This window comes from Acidovorax sp. SUPP3334 (genome assembly GCF_030159055.1).
In the GTDB taxonomy this organism is placed as follows: Bacteria; Pseudomonadota; Gammaproteobacteria; order Burkholderiales; family Burkholderiaceae_C; genus Paracidovorax.
This window is the reverse complement of the sequence record NZ_BQXQ01000018.1, coordinates 86,696-101,752: the sequence shown is the minus strand read 5'-3', so window position 1 is coordinate 101,752 and position 15,057 is coordinate 86,696. Positions and strand designations below refer to the sequence as shown.

12 protein-coding genes, 1 pseudogene and 1 CRISPR repeat array are annotated in these 15,057 nt (G+C 64.3%); of the genes and pseudogenes, 4 read left to right on the top strand and 9 right to left on the bottom strand.

The annotated features are described in order from the left end of the window. From AVHM3334_RS12390 to AVHM3334_RS12380, 3 genes and pseudogenes are all read right to left on the bottom strand, one after another. The coding region (locus AVHM3334_RS12390) for an ABC transporter permease subunit (RefSeq protein ID WP_502869897.1) at window positions 1–332 on the bottom strand (332 nt) is incomplete at its 3' end. 8 nt (window positions 333–340) lie between these two features. Then, on the bottom strand, window positions 341–1,201 hold the full coding sequence (locus AVHM3334_RS12385) for a branched-chain amino acid ABC transporter permease (RefSeq protein WP_284412691.1): 861 nt from the start codon (window positions 1,199–1,201) through the stop codon (window positions 341–343). A 124-nt stretch (window positions 1,202–1,325) separates the two neighbouring features. Then, window positions 1,326–2,013: pseudogene (locus AVHM3334_RS12380) on the bottom strand (ABC transporter substrate-binding protein); the annotation flags it as partial. Window positions 2,014–2,129: 116 nt separating this feature from the next. On the opposite strand from AVHM3334_RS12380, the gene AVHM3334_RS12375 reads away from it, so the two are divergent. The 3 genes from AVHM3334_RS12375 to AVHM3334_RS12365 all read left to right on the top strand — a co-directional run bounded on the left by AVHM3334_RS12375 (window position 2,130) and on the right by AVHM3334_RS12365 (window position 4,711). Further along, window positions 2,130–2,939, top strand: coding sequence for a FadR/GntR family transcriptional regulator (locus AVHM3334_RS12375; protein WP_284412689.1), 810 nt, complete (start codon window positions 2,130–2,132; stop codon window positions 2,937–2,939). A gap of 205 nt (window positions 2,940–3,144) precedes the next feature. Beyond that, window positions 3,145–3,702 (top strand): hypothetical protein, encoded by a 558-nt coding sequence (locus AVHM3334_RS12370; protein ID WP_284412687.1) that lies wholly within the window; start codon window positions 3,145–3,147, stop codon window positions 3,700–3,702. Between the two features lie 538 nt (window positions 3,703–4,240). Next, window positions 4,241–4,711, top strand: a complete 471-nt coding sequence (locus AVHM3334_RS12365; RefSeq protein ID WP_284412685.1) for an OmpA family protein — start codon at window positions 4,241–4,243, stop codon at window positions 4,709–4,711. Window positions 4,712–4,814: 103 nt separating this feature from the next. Here the strand turns inward: AVHM3334_RS12365 and AVHM3334_RS12360 are convergent, their stop codons facing one another. After that, window positions 4,815–6,341 (bottom strand): CoA-acylating methylmalonate-semialdehyde dehydrogenase, encoded by a 1,527-nt coding sequence (locus AVHM3334_RS12360; RefSeq protein ID WP_284412684.1) that lies wholly within the window; start codon window positions 6,339–6,341, stop codon window positions 4,815–4,817. A gap of 91 nt (window positions 6,342–6,432) precedes the next feature. Next, on the bottom strand, window positions 6,433–7,794 hold the full coding sequence (aptA, locus tag AVHM3334_RS12355) for an omega-aminotransferase AptA (RefSeq protein ID WP_284412682.1): 1,362 nt from the start codon (window positions 7,792–7,794) through the stop codon (window positions 6,433–6,435). A 313-nt stretch (window positions 7,795–8,107) separates the two neighbouring features. Between aptA and AVHM3334_RS12350 the strand changes: the two genes are divergently transcribed. After that, window positions 8,108–8,998 (top strand): LysR family transcriptional regulator, encoded by an 891-nt coding sequence (locus tag AVHM3334_RS12350; protein WP_284412697.1) that lies wholly within the window; start codon window positions 8,108–8,110, stop codon window positions 8,996–8,998. A gap of 114 nt (window positions 8,999–9,112) precedes the next feature. Continuing rightward, window positions 9,113–10,700: direct repeats of the CRISPR family, unit length 28 nt; unit sequence TTTCTGAGCTGCCTATGCGGCAGTGAAG. A gap of 130 nt (window positions 10,701–10,830) precedes the next feature. Here AVHM3334_RS12350 and cas6f read toward each other — a convergent pair. The 4 genes from cas6f to csy1 are packed head-to-tail and all read right to left on the bottom strand — an operon-like array spanning window position 10,831 to window position 15,032. Continuing rightward, window positions 10,831–11,397, bottom strand: coding sequence for a type I-F CRISPR-associated endoribonuclease Cas6/Csy4 (cas6f, locus tag AVHM3334_RS12345; protein ID WP_284412680.1), 567 nt, complete (start codon window positions 11,395–11,397; stop codon window positions 10,831–10,833). 14 nt (window positions 11,398–11,411) lie between these two features. Next, a complete protein-coding gene (gene csy3, locus AVHM3334_RS12340; protein ID WP_284412679.1) occupies window positions 11,412–12,437 on the bottom strand; it encodes a type I-F CRISPR-associated protein Csy3 in 1,026 nt (341 codons plus the stop codon). Window positions 12,438–12,495: 58 nt separating this feature from the next. Further along, the gene (csy2, locus tag AVHM3334_RS12335; RefSeq protein WP_284412677.1) at window positions 12,496–13,575 is read right to left on the bottom strand and encodes a type I-F CRISPR-associated protein Csy2; all 1,080 of its coding nucleotides are present in this window, start codon (window positions 13,573–13,575) and stop codon (window positions 12,496–12,498) included. Next, window positions 13,572–15,032, bottom strand: coding sequence for a type I-F CRISPR-associated protein Csy1 (gene csy1 / locus AVHM3334_RS12330; RefSeq protein ID WP_349816619.1), 1,461 nt, complete (start codon window positions 15,030–15,032; stop codon window positions 13,572–13,574). The genes csy2 and csy1 overlap by 4 nt, the downstream gene beginning before the upstream one ends. Window positions 15,033–15,057 lie beyond the last annotated feature (25 nt).

Genomic DNA, 15,057 nt, shown 5'->3' with positions numbered 1-15,057 from the left:
GTGAGCGTGAGCGTGAGCGTGAGCGTGAGCGTGAGCGTGAGCGTGAGCGTGAGCGTGAGCGTGAGCGTGAGCGTGAGCGTGAGCGTGAGCGTGAGCGTGAGCGTGAGCGTGAGCGTGAGCGTGAGCGCGATGGTGTAGCTGCCCAGGCCGAAGAAGATGCCCTGCCCGAAGGACAGCAGCCCCGTGTGGCCCAGCAGCAGGTTGCAGCCCATGGCCGCCAGGCCATAGATCAGCACCTCGCTGGCGAGCGATCCGGATTGCATGGTGAGCGGCATCGCCAGCACGAAGGCCAGCGCCAGCGGCAGATGAAAGTGTTTGCGCAAGATCGTCATGGCGGGGTTCATCCTTTGCGGCCCAGCAGGCCATGCGGGCGCAACAGCAGCACGGCCGCCATGGCGATGTAGATCATCAGGCGCGCCCCTTCAGGCCACACCGTGCTCATCACGCTTTGCACGATGCCGATCAAGAGGCCACCGACCAGCGCGCCGCCGAAGCTGCCCATGCCGCCCACCACCACGACCACGAAGGCCACGCCCAGCGCCTCGATGCCCATGAAGGGCTCGGCCCCGCGGATGGGGGCGGCCAGCACGCCCGCGATGGCCGCCGTGGCAGCGCCCAGGGCGAACACCAGGCTGAAGATGCGGAACACGTTGATGCCCAGCAGCGACACCATCTCGGTCGATTCGCTGCCGGCACGCACCGCACTGCCCAGGCGCGTGCCCTCCAGCGCATACCAAAGGCCCACGGCGAGCACGGCCGTGAAGCCGATGACGAACAGCCGGTACTTCGGATAGACGAAGCTGCCCCACATCACCACGCCCTGCAGCAGGTCGGGCACCGCCACGCTGTCGCCCAGCGGGCCCCATTGCAGGATCACCAGTTCCTGCACGGCCAGCGCCAGCCCCACGGTGACGAGGATGTGAAACTCGTGCGGCTTGGCGTACACGTGGCGCAGCACCAGCTTTTCGGTCAGCCAGCCCAGGGCGCCCACCACGATCGGCACCACGGCCAGCGCGAGCCAGAAGCTCAGGCCCCAGCGCGTCATCTGGTAGCAGAAATACGCGCCCAGCAGGTAGAACGCGCCATGCGCGAAGTTCACGAAGCGCAGCAGGCCGAAAACGATGGACAGGCCGACGGCCAGCAGGAAATACAGCATGCCGATGCCGATCCCGTTGATGACCTGTAGCAGGTAGATGCTCATGGCGGATAGGAAAGGAGGAAGGGCCAGCCCGCGTGCGCAGGCTGGTTGAGGGGCACCCCAGAGCGCAGAGCGCGGGTGCGTTGCCGACGGACCGGGCCTGTGCAGGCGCCGCGCCCGGCGCGCGTCAGGCGAGCTTGCAGCCCGTCTGATCGACGGGCAGGAAGGACTTGCCGGAACTCACCACATCCACGTAGTCGTCCTTGTTGGTCATCCTGGCCTTGGGCCTTGCCCTTGAGCAGGTAGTAGTTCTTGAGCACCTGGTGGTCGCCCTTGCGGACCTCTTCTTCTCCCGTGAGGCCGGCGTATTTCATGCCTTCCAGCGCAGCGATGACGGCCTTCTGGTCCACCGTGCCGGCCTTGATGATGCCGTCGATCAGGAGCTTGGTGCAGATGTACGAGCCCGCCATGCTGTAGTTGGGATTGGCCTTGAACTTGTCGTTGCTGCGCTTGACCAGTTCCAGGTTCAGCGGCGCATCGGCGGTGTGCCAGTACTGCGCGCCGAAATACACGCCCTCGCACAGGTCTGCGCCCAGCGATTCGAATTGCTCCAGGCCCGACGCCCAGGCGATCAGGATGGTCATGTTCTTGTGCATGCCGAAGCTCACCGCCTGGCGCAGCGCGTCGGACGACTGCGAGCCGAAGTTCAGCAGCAGCAGCACGTCGGGCTTGGCGGCCATGGCGTTGGTGAGGTAGCCGCTGAATTCCTTCTCGGCCAGCGAGTAGTAGCTGTTGCCCACGTGCTCCAGGCCCTTTTCCTTGAAGATGTTCTTGGCCGCCGACAGCAGGCCGTCACCGAACACGTACTGCGGCGTCCCTGCCTGGTCCACGGCTGCACGGCCCTGGTGCATACACTGCACCACGGAAGCGACAGACGCGTGCAGGGCACCGCACTGCGCACTCCACCCCCCTTTCCAACCAGCAACGCACCATGGCCACGAAACCGCCCGCCGGCAAGCCGATCAAGCCCCTGAAGCGCCCCGACCTGGTGGCGCAGGAGATCAAGCGGCTCATCACCGAAAAGAACCTGAGCCCCGGTGACCGCCTGCCGCGCGAGAGCGAGCTGCAGGCGCAGTTCGAGGTGAGCAAGGGCACGATCCGCGAGGCGCTCAAATCGCTGGAGGTGCAGGGCCTGGTGACCATCTCCACCGGCCCCTCGGGCGGGGGCACCATCGCCGAAGTGTCGCTGGACCGCACGCTCCAGTTCCTGCAGAACTACCTGTTCTTCCAGGACGTGACCATCGACAACATCTACGCCGTGCGCCAGTTCCTGGAGCCCGAACTGGCCGCTGGCGCCGTGCCCCATCTGACCGAGGCCGACTTCGAAGCGCTGGAACACAGCATCGCCTGCTGCGACCCCAACTCCAGCAGCGAAGACCTGCTGAGCCAGCGCCGCGAGGACGTGAACTTCCACGACATCCTGGCCGCAGCCAACCCCAACCCCTTTTTGCGCTTCACCTGCGAGCTGATCAACGAAATGCTGCGCCAGCTCATCGTGTACGGCAACCGCACCCCGAAATCGGAGCACCGGCGCTTCGGCGAGGCCAACGCCAATTTCCACCGCGACATCGTGCAGGCGGCGCGCGCGCGGGATGCGGCCCAGGTGCGGGAGTTGATGGCACGCCACATGCAGGACGCGGCCAGCAGCGTCAAGCGCATGAAGGGCCGCATCCAGGGCCGGCTGATCCTGGATGCCGACACGCTGCGCAGTCCCCGCTCGGCCCACGTGCGCGATCGCTGAGCGATTCCCTCCATTCGCGGTACTTGCGGCATTCGCTCACTGTGTTGGCGGGTGTTATTTTTGAATCAATTGGTATCTTTGGGAACCATTGCCACGGATTTGACCGCATCCGCGGCGACACTTCGCGCCTGCGGGCTGCAGCGACCGGGAGGGCGATGCCGCTCAGCGAGTCCCGATACATTCCTTTTCATTCTTCCAACGCACCATGAATGCAGTTCTTCCGTGGGCCGGATGGCTGGCGGCCGCTGTGCTGCTGACCGCAGCCCAGGCCGGAACCAAGGCCCCTGCGGCGGTGGACCCGGCCCACTGCAAGCCGGCCGGCACCGATCTCGCGCTGCCCACGGCCTGGGAGCCCTACCGCGCTGCGGTGCGCGTGTGCTCCCTGGCACAGGCCGGCGCCGGCAAGGCCCCGCCCAAGGTGCGCCTGCTGGCGGTCTTCACGGACGAGCATTACCGCCGCTTGCCGGCCGACGCACCGTGGGAGAAGTTTCCGCTGCCCCAGCTGGTGGACGAAACGGGCCGCTGCCTTGGCCAGTTGCCGCATTTGTTCCCGGTCGATCCGCCCGAAGAACTGGAAGTGCGCCCCGGCCGGTGGCGCGCCGGCCTGCCCCAGGAGATCCAGCTCCAGGTGCGTTCACCCGCAGCCGGTGGCGACTACCGCCTGCCCACCCTGCGATGGGATGCCAAGACCCGCCATTACCTCGCAGCCCCGGCAGCGCCCTCGGCCCCGTCGCCGGGCCAGGACAAGACCCCATGCCCGTAGATGCCACCGCCGTCGCCAAGCTGAAACAAGCGTGCGACCAAGCCGCCGACCTGCATCCCAATTCCTGCAGCCACACCGTGTGGCACGTGATCAAGCAGTACCTGCCCGACCAGCCCTACATGAACGCCAATGCGCTGATGGACCATGTGCAGGGCCAGCGCCGCTGGCGCTCGGTGCAGGCCTCGCAAGTGGGCGAACTGGTGCGGTGCGGTGCGGTGCGGTGCGGTGCGGTGCGGTCATCGTGGTCTATCCCGGCCCCGACCAGGCCGCGGGCGGGTATTCGTACACACGCGGCGGCAAGACCCAAACGCTGCGCACCCGCGGGAGCTCTACCCGCCCGCCATGTCCACCTCGCTCGGCGACTGGGAAGGTGCCCGCAGCAAGGGCACCAAGACCATCTGGGACCCCTGGGCCAACGATGCCAAGTTCGCGAGCGTGACCTTCTGGCAACTGGTGGAATGATCCGCCGACCCACCGCACCGGCCGGGCTCCGGCCTTCCCGACGAACCCTTTTCATTCACAGCAACAGGCAACCTTCATGACCTCTCACAGCAAACTCCTGGGTCTTCTTTTCAGCGCCGCGCTTCTGGGCGGCTGCGCCAACACGTCGGGCAACGCCGACGCCAATGCCGCGGCAGCCGATGCCGCGGCCCAGGCCGCACCAGCGCCCGCCCCGGCACCGGCCGCACCGGCACCCGCGCCCGAGCCGGAACCGCTGCGCATTCCTGAAGACGGCACGGTGGCCGAGTTCTCGGGCCTGGAGACCGAACTGCCGGCCGACACGCCTGCGCTGCTGGACATTCTGACCGCCGACAAGAACGGCACCCAGCGCTGGGAAATCAAGGGCTATGCCGATCGCAAGGCCGCCAAGAACGCCCGCGAAATCGCGCTGGCCCGTGCCCTGGCCGTGCGCAAGGAACTGGTGTCGCGCGGCGTGCCGGCGAAAAATCTGCGCGTGATGTTCAGCACGGACCAAGCCCGCAACGCGGTCACCGTGCTGCCGCGCTGATCGATCGCTTCGCTCAGCCCATCGCTCGCCTGAGCCGGGAACAGCCCGGCAGGCCACCCGCGGCCCGGGCGCCCTTGCGCGCCACGGGCCGCTGTGCTTTCGATCAGCGGCTGCTTGGAAACGCGAACACCGCGCCTTCGCGCACGCCGGCCGAGGGCCAGCGCTGCGTGATGGTCTTGCGCTTGGTATAGAAGCGCACGGCGTCCGGGCCGTAGGCATGCAGGTCGCCGAACAGGCTGCGCTTCCAGCCGCCGAACGAGTGGTACGCCACGGGCACCGGCAGCGGCACGTTCACGCCCACCATGCCGACCTGGATGTGGTCGGTGAAGTAACGGGCGGCCTCGCCATCGCGCGTGAAGATGCAGGTGCCGTTGCCGTATTCGTGGTCGTTGATGAGCTGCATCGCTTCTTGCAGCGTCTTCACGCGCACCACGCCCAGCACGGGGCCGAAGATCTCTTCCTGGTAGATCTTCATGCCGGGCTTCACGTGGTCGAACAGGCAGGCGCCGAGGAAGTAGCCCGCCTCATGGCCTGCCACCTGCATGCCGCGGCCATCGACCACCAGGGTGGCGCCCTCCTGCACGCCGCTGTCCACATACGCCTTCACCTTCTCGAAGTGCGCCTGGGTGACCAGCGGGCCCATGTCGTTGCCGCCGTTGTCGGTCTGGGTGCCGGGGCCGACCTTCATCTTCGCGATCTCGGTCTTCAGGCCCGCGATCACCGCATCGCCCACTTCGTCGCCCACGGCCACCAGCAGCGGGATCGCCATGCAGCGCTCGCCGCACGATCCATACGCCGCGCCCATCAGCGCGCTCACGGCGTTGCCCACGTCGGCGTCGGGCATCAGCACCGCATGGTTCTTGGCGCCGCCCAGGGCCTGCACGCGTTTGCCGTGCTTGCAGCCTTCCGAATAGATGTACTCGGCGATCGGCGTGGAGCCCACGAAGCTCACCGCCTTCACGCGCGCATCGCGCAGCAGCGTGTCCACCGCCGTCTTGTCGCCGTTGACCACGTTCAGCACGCCGGGCGGCAGGCCCGCTTGCAGCGCCAGCCGGGCGATGAACAGCGTGCTGCTCGGGTCGCGCTCGGATGGTTTCAGCACGAAGGTGTTGCCGCAGGCGATGGCCATGGGCCACATCCACAGCGGCACCATGGCCGGAAAGTTGAACGGCGTGATGCCGGCCGTGACGCCCAGCGCCTGGAACTCGCTCCACGAATCGATGTTCGGGCCCACGTTGCGGCTGTGCTCGCCCTTGAGCAACTCGGGCGCGTAGCTGGCGTATTCCACGTTCTCGATGCCGCGCTGCAGTTCGCCGTGCGCGTCGCTCAGCACCTTGCCGTGCTCGGCGGTGATCAGCGCGGCGATTTCATCGGCGTGCTCTTCCAGCAGCACCTTGAGCTTGGACATGACCCGCGCGCGCTTGAGCGGCGGCGTGTTGCGCCAGGCGGGAAAGGCCGCTTCGGCCGAGGCGATGGCCTGCTCCACCGTGGCCTGCGAGGCCAGCGCCACGCTGGTGGACGACTGGCCCGTGGCGGGGTTGAACACGGGCTGCGTGCGGGCGGTGTCGGCCACGATCTGGCCGTCGATCAGGTGGCCGATGGTGGCGGTGACGTTCTGGTCTTGGTGCATGGGAATGGATTTCAGGATAAAAAATGCCCCTGGCGCATATTCCACTAGGGCACATAGCTACAAAATTAATAGCAAACAAGGGCAGCGGGACTCAAGCCGTCTCGGCCAGCGCATCGCCCAGGGCGTTCACCAGCCGGTCGATCTCGGCGCGTTCGCTGATGAACGGCGGCGCCAGCTGGATCGTGTCGCCGCCGTAGCGCACGTAAAAGCCCTTCTTCCAGCAGTTCATGGCGATCTCGTAGGGCCGGCGGGCCGGCTCGCCGGGCAGCGGTGCGATGGTGAAGCCGGCGGCCAGGCCGTAGTTGCGGATGTCCAGCACGTGCTGCGCGCCCTTCAGGCTGTGCACCGCCTGCTCGAAATACGGCGCCAGCGCCTTGGCGCGGCCGGGCATGTCTTCCTTTTGCAGGATGTCGAGCACTGCCAGGCCAGCGGCGCAGGCCACGGGGTGTGCCGAATAGGTGTAGCCGTGCGGAAACTCCAGCATGTACTCGGGCCCGCCCTGCGCCATGAAGGTGTCGTAGATCTCCTTGGAAGCCACCACGCCGCCCAGCGGCTGCGCGCCGTTGGTCACCTGCTTGGCGAAGTTGAGGATGTCGGGCGTCACGCCGAAGGCTTCCGACCCCGTCCACGCGCCGCAGCGGCCGAAGCCGGTGATGACCTCGTCGAAGATCAGCAGGATGTTGTTCTGCGTGCAGATCTCGCGGATGCGCTCCAGATAGCCCTTGGGCGGAATCACCACGCCGGCCGAGCCCGAGAACGGCTCCATGATCACCGCCGCGATGTTGGAGGCATCGTGCAGCGCGATCACCTCCAGCAACCGGTCCGCCAGCGCGCGGCCGCCTTCTTCGGCCATGCCTTTGACGAACGAGCCCATCGCCGGCTGCGTGTGCGGCAGATGGTCCGCCTCCACGCCCTGGCCGAAGGTCTTGCGGTTGCCCACCATGCCGCCCACCGAGATGCCGCCGAAGTTCACCCCGTGGTAGCCCTTCTCGCGGCCGATCAGGCGCGTCTTGCTGCCTTGGCCCTTGGCACGCCAGTAAGCGCGCGCCATCTTGAGCGACGTGTCGGCCGACTCCGAGCCCGAGCCGGTGAAGAACACGTAGTCCAGCCCCGCGGGCGTGAGTTCCTTGATCTTGTTGGCCAGCGCGAACGACGCCGGGTGGCCGAACTGGAAAGCCGGTGCGTAATCGAGCGTGGCGGCCGCGCGGCCGATGGCCTCGGCGATGTCCTTGCGGCCATGGCCCAGCCCCGCGCACCACAGGCCCGAAAGGCCGTCGAAGATCTTGCGGCCTTCGGAATCGGTGTAGTAGGCCCCCTGGCCCGAGACGATCATGCGCGGCGCGGCCTTGAACTGCCGGTTGGCGGTGAAGGGCATCCAGTGCGCATCCAGCCAGGCCGCGTCCATGCGCGGCGCGGTGGCTTCGGAGGCGGAGTCGAGAACGGTGAAGCTCATGGTCGATCCAATCAAGGGGCAAGAAAGCAGAAAGCAGAAAGCGGGAGGTGCCGGGCAGGCCAGGCGTGGCGGCACGCCCCAGCCGGCGGACAGCCCCATTGTTCAGGCCGCCGATAATCTCTCAAATAGACAGATATCAATGTTTACTTGACGATTCATGCAAGTAAAGGACGCCGCCGTGCCCCGCCATGCGCCACCCCCAGCCCCTGCCCAGCCCCGGGCCACAAAGCCATCCACACCCGTCGCCGTCGCCGCTGCCGCGCCCCCCGCACCGTCATCGCGAGAGCGGGCCGTTCTGGGCCAGCTGAGCGACATGGACCTGCGGCTGCTGCAGGTCTTCAAGAGCGTGGTCGATTGCGGCGGCATGGCCGCGGCCGAGCTGGAGCTGAACATCGGCACCAGCACCGTCAGCCGCCACGTGAAAGACCTGGAAACCCGCTTGGGGCTGACCCTGTGCCGGCGTGGCCGCGCGGGCTTCGCGCTCACGCCGGAAGGCCAGCGCGTGTACGACGAAACCCTGCGCCTGCTGGCCGCCGTGCAGGGCTTTCGCGACAGCGTGGACGGCATTCATTCGCGCATGGGCGGCCAGCTCGCCGTGGCCGTGTTCGACAAGACCGCCAGCAACCCGGCCGCACGCATCGGCGAGGCCATCGCCGCCTTCACCGCCCAGGCGCCGGACGTGCACCTGCAGATGCACGTGGGCTCGATCAATGCCATCGAGCGCGGCGTGATCGACGGCACCTACCAGGTGGGCATCATCCCCGCCCACCGCGCCTCGCAAAGCCTGCTGTACACCGACCTGTTCGGCGAAACCATGCTGCTGTACTGCGGCGCGGGCCACCCGCTGTTCGGGGCGGACCACTCGGCACTCGACTGGGACGCCGTGCGCGCCTACCCGTTCGCCGGCCTGGGTTATCACTCACCCAACATGGAACTGAGCCATCAGGCCCGCCTCACCCGCACCGCCACAGGCTTCGACCAGGAGTCGATCGCCACGCTGGTGCTCTCGGGCCGCTACCTGGGATTTTTGCCGGACCACTACGCCGAAGCCTTCGAGCGCCGGGGCCGCCTGCAGGCCGTGCGGCCCGAGGCGCTGCGTTACGACTGCCAGTTCGTGAGCCTGCTGCGAAGGTCGCCCGAGCCGCCGAGGGCGGCGCAGGCGTTTCAGCGGTGCTTGGTGGGGGCGCATTCTTCTAACAAGTAGCCAGGGGAACGACCGTGGACACCATCCATGGCAGGCGGCATCTATCCCTCATTTGAACTTTCCTTCCTTTACGGTGGTGAAGCTGGTGTTCAGCTCAGTGCGTGGCACTGCCGTTTTCTGAGCTGCCTATGCGGCAGTGAAGACCGCCAAGGTCGGCAGCACCCGCAATACCATTTTCTGAGCTGGCTATGCGGCAGTGAAGCAGCGGGGCCTCCAGGAGGCGCCAGCCGGGCATTTCTGAGCTGCCTATGCGGCAGTGAAGACGAAGATGGTCCTGTTCCACGATCCGCGACTTTTCTGAGCTGCCTATGCGGCAGTGAAGTTACTGCTGCGCGCCAGCGACCCATCGCTAGCTTTCTGAGCTGCCTATGCGGCAGTGAAGCAATGGCTGGCCTCTCCTTCGCACTGCCGGGTTTTCTGAGCTGCCTATGCGGCAGTGAAGCACTCTCTCTTCGGGTGCGTCCATGTGGTGTTTTTCTGAGCTGCCTATGCGGCAGTGAAGCAGCAGCAGTGCGGCCTGCCAAGATTTCTGCGTTTCTGAGCTGCCTATGCGGCAGTGAAGTCGCGTTGGCGTCACCGCCGCAGAACGGGCAGTTTCTGAGCTGCCTATGCGGCAGTGAAGCGGCCCCACGGGCGCGCAGTACCTCGATCGCCTTTCTGAGCTGCCTATGCGGCAGTGAAGGCAAAAAAGGAGGATGGATGTACCAGCAGCGTTTTCTGAGCTGCCTATGCGGCAGTGAAGCAGGCAGTGGAGCGGGATGCAGCACTGAGCCATTTCTGAGCTGCCTATGCGGCAGTGAAGCGGTCCAGGCGCTCAATCTCTGCGATTGCTAATTTCTGAGCTGCCTATGCGGCAGTGAAGGCCATATTGAGCCATGAGGGAAAGGCTAGGCTTTTCTGAGCTGCCTATGCGGCAGTGAAGTTTTTACGGAGTCGTCAACGTGAGGACTTATATTTCTGAGCTGCCTATGCGGCAGTGAAGCCCAAGACGACGCCATTCCCACTCTGCGCCAGTTTCTGAGCTGCCTATGCGGCAGTGAAGTTGGCGTTGATCGTGGCGTAGCGGCTGGCGTTTTTCTGAGCTGCCTATGCGGCAGTGAAGCGGAAGTACTGCAGATCTTCAAGCTCTTGTGCTTTCTGAGCTGCCTATGCGGCAGTGAAGGTTGGGCGGCAGGCTCATCGCGTCACCTCAATTTTCTGAGCTGCCTATGCGGCAGTGAAGCACCCACTTCGGGGCGTGCATCGGGTACGGCATTTCTGAGCTGCCTATGCGGCAGTGAAGCGTTGTCTTTCAGTTTTTCGGTTGTTCTGTTATTTCTGAGCTGCCTATGCGGCAGTGAAGACTCCAGAAAATTCAGGTTAAAGGGTCTTCATTTTCTGAGCTGCCTATGCGGCAGTGAAGAAAGACCCGCGCAGCACGCAAGCTCTTTATGTTTTCTGAGCTGCCTATGCGGCAGTGAAGTTGATGCGTATCTGGCTTCGGCGCCCCAGGCATTTCTGAGCTGCCTATGCGGCAGTGAAGTGCTCGCGCTCGCTCTTGATCGGCGCCAGTGTTTTCTGAGCTGCCTATGCGGCAGTGAAGGCGGCGCTGAGCCAGGCGGCGCGCGACGTCCTTTTCTGAGCTGCCTATGCGGCAGTGAAGGTACGAGTACTCCCTTCTCGCCAAACGATCTTTTTCTGAGCTGCCTATGCGGCAGTGAAGTGGAGAAAAATCTCTCCAACTTATTGATTGATAACTAGAAAACAGCCGCTGCCCCTATTTGTCCCTTTTACCCCCAACACTCCCAAGTGCTTGATTTATAAAGGCTTCAACCATGGCTCCAAAAAAAGGGTTAAAACCACGGAACCGTTGTCAGAGGACTCAACCCATAAGCGCTGAAGCGGCCGGGGCTCGGCACGGTTTGCACCGGGCCATGCTCGAAAAACAAGCGGAAGGCTTGTGCTGTGCTGGAGCTCTGCAAGTTCAGATAAGGCAGGTCCAGCCGCCGCGCCGCGCCATCCGGGATACGCCTTTGGGCCTCTGCCTCGTCATAGCCATGCCGACGCATCTGGCGGCGCCGCAAGCGATCAGGGCTGCTGTGCACCTGCACCCGGCGCACCACCCGGTGTGCCGCGCCCACAGGCACTGGCACGACGTTGCCTGCCAGTACATGGTCGCGCATGCCTTGCAGCCAGGGCAACGCTTGTAATCGCTCCAACGCAGGCTGGGGGCCATGGAGCCGCAGCGTGTCGCCCAGGTGCGTTTTTTGCGGATTCAAACCCGGAAAACTCACGCCGATCTCGCCCGTTCCCAACTGCACCAAAACACGGTGCAGTTTGGAAAACAGTGCGCTGTGCAACAGGGTTGGGCTGAACTCCGGATCCGGCAGCAGAGACAGGTCGATGTAATGCGTGGTCATGGTTGGCGCTCGACTCAGCTCGCATCGCCGAAAACGCCGCCACGGATCAATACGGCCATCACGAAGTGCTGTTGTTCAGCGGGGGGCACCTTGTCTTTCAGCAGCCATTCATCCAGCAGCGTGTAGAAATCCAGCTTTTGCTTAGGCTGCCGATACGCTTTTCCCTGAGTAGTGACAGAGCCGTAGGGTTCCACGGCAATCGGGCCCAGTTCGCCGGCGCCTTCGTACCAAGTGTCGATGGTGCGAATGGCGTTGCCGATCTTCTGAGAGTGAATGGCAGCCATGCCGTTGATGTGGTACAGGGTTTTGCTTTTGCCTACGCTGCCCTTGACCAGAATGAGTTCTTGCGACGGAAACACTTCTTGCCCAGCGCCTTGTCGCACAAAGGCCGTCACTCGCAACAGCGCATGGGTGTTGCCTGCCAGCCCGCCCGCGATGAGCTGGCTCAGCCCTTGCAGCCCGGGTACTTCGGAGCTGACAGCACCTATGGCGCGTGTATTCAACGCGAGGGCATCAAAAGACCAGGACTCAGCAGCCTTGCCGTCTTGCAATCGTTCCACGATGACCTGCACGCGCTCTGCACCAACGCGGTTGCGCCACAGAAAGCGGCCATTGGCCAAGTTTGCCGCGTAGCGCTGCGCCAGTTCGGCAAAGCCGTGCTGCTGCTTATACCCTTGCACAGTGGCCAGCAGCTTGGCCTGATAGGCCGCGCCATTGCAGGCCGATGGGGTGCCTGCTCCCCCGAGCACGCGCAGGGTGAACTGCACCTTGAGCGTATCGGCCTGTGGGGGCAACGCGGCCACATCCACGGTTTGCAGGTTGGGCTTTTCGATGGCGGCGTCAAGCTTGGCAGGGTCTTGGTCTTTTGCCTTGAGCCGGTTGCTGATGGTGCCGCGCACCGATTTGGGTTGGATGGTGACGGGCTGCCAAGCATGCGATTGGGCCCGGTCATCCCAGAGGCCGGCATGAAACACGGCATCAGACGGGTCGAGCTTGCGTTCAAAGGCCAGAACGGAAGCGGTGGAGAGTTTCTCGGTCATGGTGTCAATCCTTGAAAAATGGGGGTAAATCCGGCAAGCCGGATAAGGCGCTGTCTGTTCAGGTGTAGTCATAGACCTCTTCGTCATCCCAATCGCTCGCGCCGCCGGCTGCGGCGTCGGCACCAGCCTTTCCCGGGATAGGCTGATAGCCGTTGCGGCAGCGGTACAGGCCCAGGGTTTCGTCGGTCTCGGGTTGCCACAGCAGTTGCTGCAGGCTCTGAAGCCGATGCGGGCTGACCCATTCGCCCATCGAGTAAACCGACTCAACGAAGCGCACGGGCACCATGGCATCTCTGGCATTGCGCACACTGCCTGCGGTATGGATTGCCGTGAGCGCTGCATATCCAACGGGGATGGGCACGATCCACCCGCTGCCTTTGGACCGAAACGGATCCCCCCAGGCCACTTGGCCGTCGATTGCAGGCATTCCGTCCGCGCTAGGCAGCGGCTGGTGGTTGAAGCGGGCCGCGTGCAGCCAAGCGTCCAGCAAAGTGGCTTGTGCATGCGTCGCGCGCAGTTGCTGCAAGCGCACTGTCGGCAGGTCGTCGCGTCCCACCAAGGCGAAGCCAGGCAGCCACTGCCGCCGCCATGTGCGAAAGAGGCTGGCAGCTTCCACCGGGTCATCGGGCACGATATCCATCCATGGCCGCACGCGCTTTCCTGGCACTGCGCGCGAGGGCAGCACACTGCCGCCCGCCACACGCATGCCCGCGAGGGTTTCACCAGCGATGCGAGCCCATTCCGCCCATTGCGCCTGATTGCCCTGCACCAGCACCGATGCCGTGCCAGGCGTGTTTTTTTCGGATACGGCGATCACCAGCGTGATATGCAGATGCATGCGTCCCTCTTCCACGATGGCGGCAGTGCTGCCATCCTTGTCCACGGGATTGCGCGTCAGGTTAAAGCTGCGCACATAGCCGTGCGTCACCTGTTCCTGGTGGTGGTGGCAGACCACGCCCACCGCATGAAGGCGCAGTGGCACACCGGCCCGGGCCAGCTTGCGCTCCAGCGCCCACATCAGCCCGGTAAAGGCCGTGATGGACGGAAAGCCGTGCGTGAGCGGGCTGGCGATGGCGTTGGCGTTCTGGATCCGCAGATGGGGGAGAACGAGAAGGGCCTGGGGTTGGGCTTGGCTCATGCGTCCTCCCCCGATGCCTTGGCCAGCTCAGCATGCGTTTGTCGGACGGACACATGGTGCGGCGCGTCCAGCTTGTCACGCATTTCGCGCAATTGCTGCCGGAAGCCGTCCTCATCGGTCAATAGCACTTTTTTCCACTCGCGCGCTTCGGCATCGCCCAGCGGCAGCTTGCCACGCAGCTGATCGTTCAGCCAGTTGGCAAAGCGCTTGCCGATGGCTGCAGGCCAGTCCATGCAAAGCCAATCGAACGCAAATACCGGCTCTTCCGGCAGCTCAGCACGCAGCGGGTCCAGCCAAAGCTGCTCTTGGTAGTTCAGCTTGGCAAAGCGTTTTTCCGGGTCATGCACAGTCCACCCCGGTGGCAGCAGCTGCTGCATCTCGACGGCCAGCGAAACCAGTTCGTCCAGCAGCGTGTCCAGCAGGGCTTCGCGCCGCTGGCGCGTCGCTTGGTTGGGCTCGGGGTCGGATTCGAGAAAATGCCGCAGTGCACGTACCGTTTGGCGTACCTCCGGGCGGGCGATGAACAGGCGGTCGAACACCGATTCCGCATGCACGGGGAATCGCCCTTCACTGGATTTCCATTGGGGTGGCAGCGACGACAGGAGATAGTTCATGCCCCGTCGCTCGCTGTTGAGCTGGCTGATGTTCTGCGGCTTGGTACCACCCATGTTCTGCACCGCCAGCCCTGGATAGACGTGATATGTGCCTTCGTGCGCTTTGCGCTCGCGCCGGGCATCTCGGGCGGCTTTGTTGGCTTCGCCGAAGCGGTCTTCCTGCATCTGGGTATGCACGGCCTGGGCCAGCGACGTGGCGTAAAGCGGCGCGAGCAGGACATAGTCGCTGTCCTTGCCGGCATCTGCGCCCACAAGCCAATACAGCTGCTTGGCCAGCGGGTGGCTGCTGGCGCCTCCGGCACGCGGCTGGATGAGCGATACAAACGCATCGCGCAACGCATGGGCCTGCACAGGGTCCGCATCTAGCGCCGCCATGGCATCGGGATCCTGGTCCAGCAGGGCGCTCAACAAAGTGCGCCCATTCACCTCCAGCTTGAGCAACTTGTACACATCCAGCGCTGCCGCGTTGCCCACCACATCGCTTACAAACCGATCGCCGAGGGCATGGCTGCCCAGATCATCCAGCGAAGGAAGATGCCCAGGCTCCACATACAGATTGGTGCCTCGCGCGTCGGGGTGAATGGGTTTGAGGGAGTGGGTGACGGCCTGGATTTGCTCTACGCGCTTAGCTGCGCTGGACAACCAAATATGCTGCGAAAACGAAGCGATGATCTCATCGCGTTGTGGATCTTCGGGCGTAAGCTTGTCGAGCTTTGCTTGCAAGCGCTCTTGCAAGAATGCATTGATGGTCGCTCGATAGCCTGCCTTGGCACCCGTTTGCTGGGCTTCAGACATAGCGATATCTTTCCAAAAGGGTTGAAAGCTAAAATCCCCGGTCAGCACGAAGCCAACCGGGGATTTGAAAACG

Bases quoted from the DNA above. Each gene is read 5' to 3' on its own strand.
- csy2 (WP_284412677.1), bottom strand. From the start codon at position 13,575: ATGAGCCAAGCCCAACCCCAGGCCCTTCTCGTTCTCCCCCATCTGCGG.
- csy3 (WP_284412679.1), bottom strand. From the start codon at position 12,437: ATGACCGAGAAACTCTCCACCGCTTCCGTTCTGGCCTTTGAACGCAAG.
- AVHM3334_RS12385 (WP_284412691.1), bottom strand. From the start codon at position 1,201: ATGAGCATCTACCTGCTACAGGTCATCAACGGGATCGGCATCGGCATG.
- AVHM3334_RS12375 (WP_284412689.1), top strand. From the start codon at position 2,130: ATGGCCACGAAACCGCCCGCCGGCAAGCCGATCAAGCCCCTGAAGCGC.
- AVHM3334_RS12365 (WP_284412685.1), top strand. From the start codon at position 4,241: ATGACCTCTCACAGCAAACTCCTGGGTCTTCTTTTCAGCGCCGCGCTT.
- AVHM3334_RS12370 (WP_284412687.1), top strand. From the start codon at position 3,145: ATGAATGCAGTTCTTCCGTGGGCCGGATGGCTGGCGGCCGCTGTGCTG.
- AVHM3334_RS12350 (WP_284412697.1), top strand. From the start codon at position 8,108: ATGGACCTGCGGCTGCTGCAGGTCTTCAAGAGCGTGGTCGATTGCGGC.
- cas6f (WP_284412680.1), bottom strand. From the start codon at position 11,397: ATGACCACGCATTACATCGACCTGTCTCTGCTGCCGGATCCGGAGTTC.
- aptA (WP_284412682.1), bottom strand. From the start codon at position 7,794: ATGAGCTTCACCGTTCTCGACTCCGCCTCCGAAGCCACCGCGCCGCGC.
- AVHM3334_RS12360 (WP_284412684.1), bottom strand. From the start codon at position 6,341: ATGCACCAAGACCAGAACGTCACCGCCACCATCGGCCACCTGATCGAC.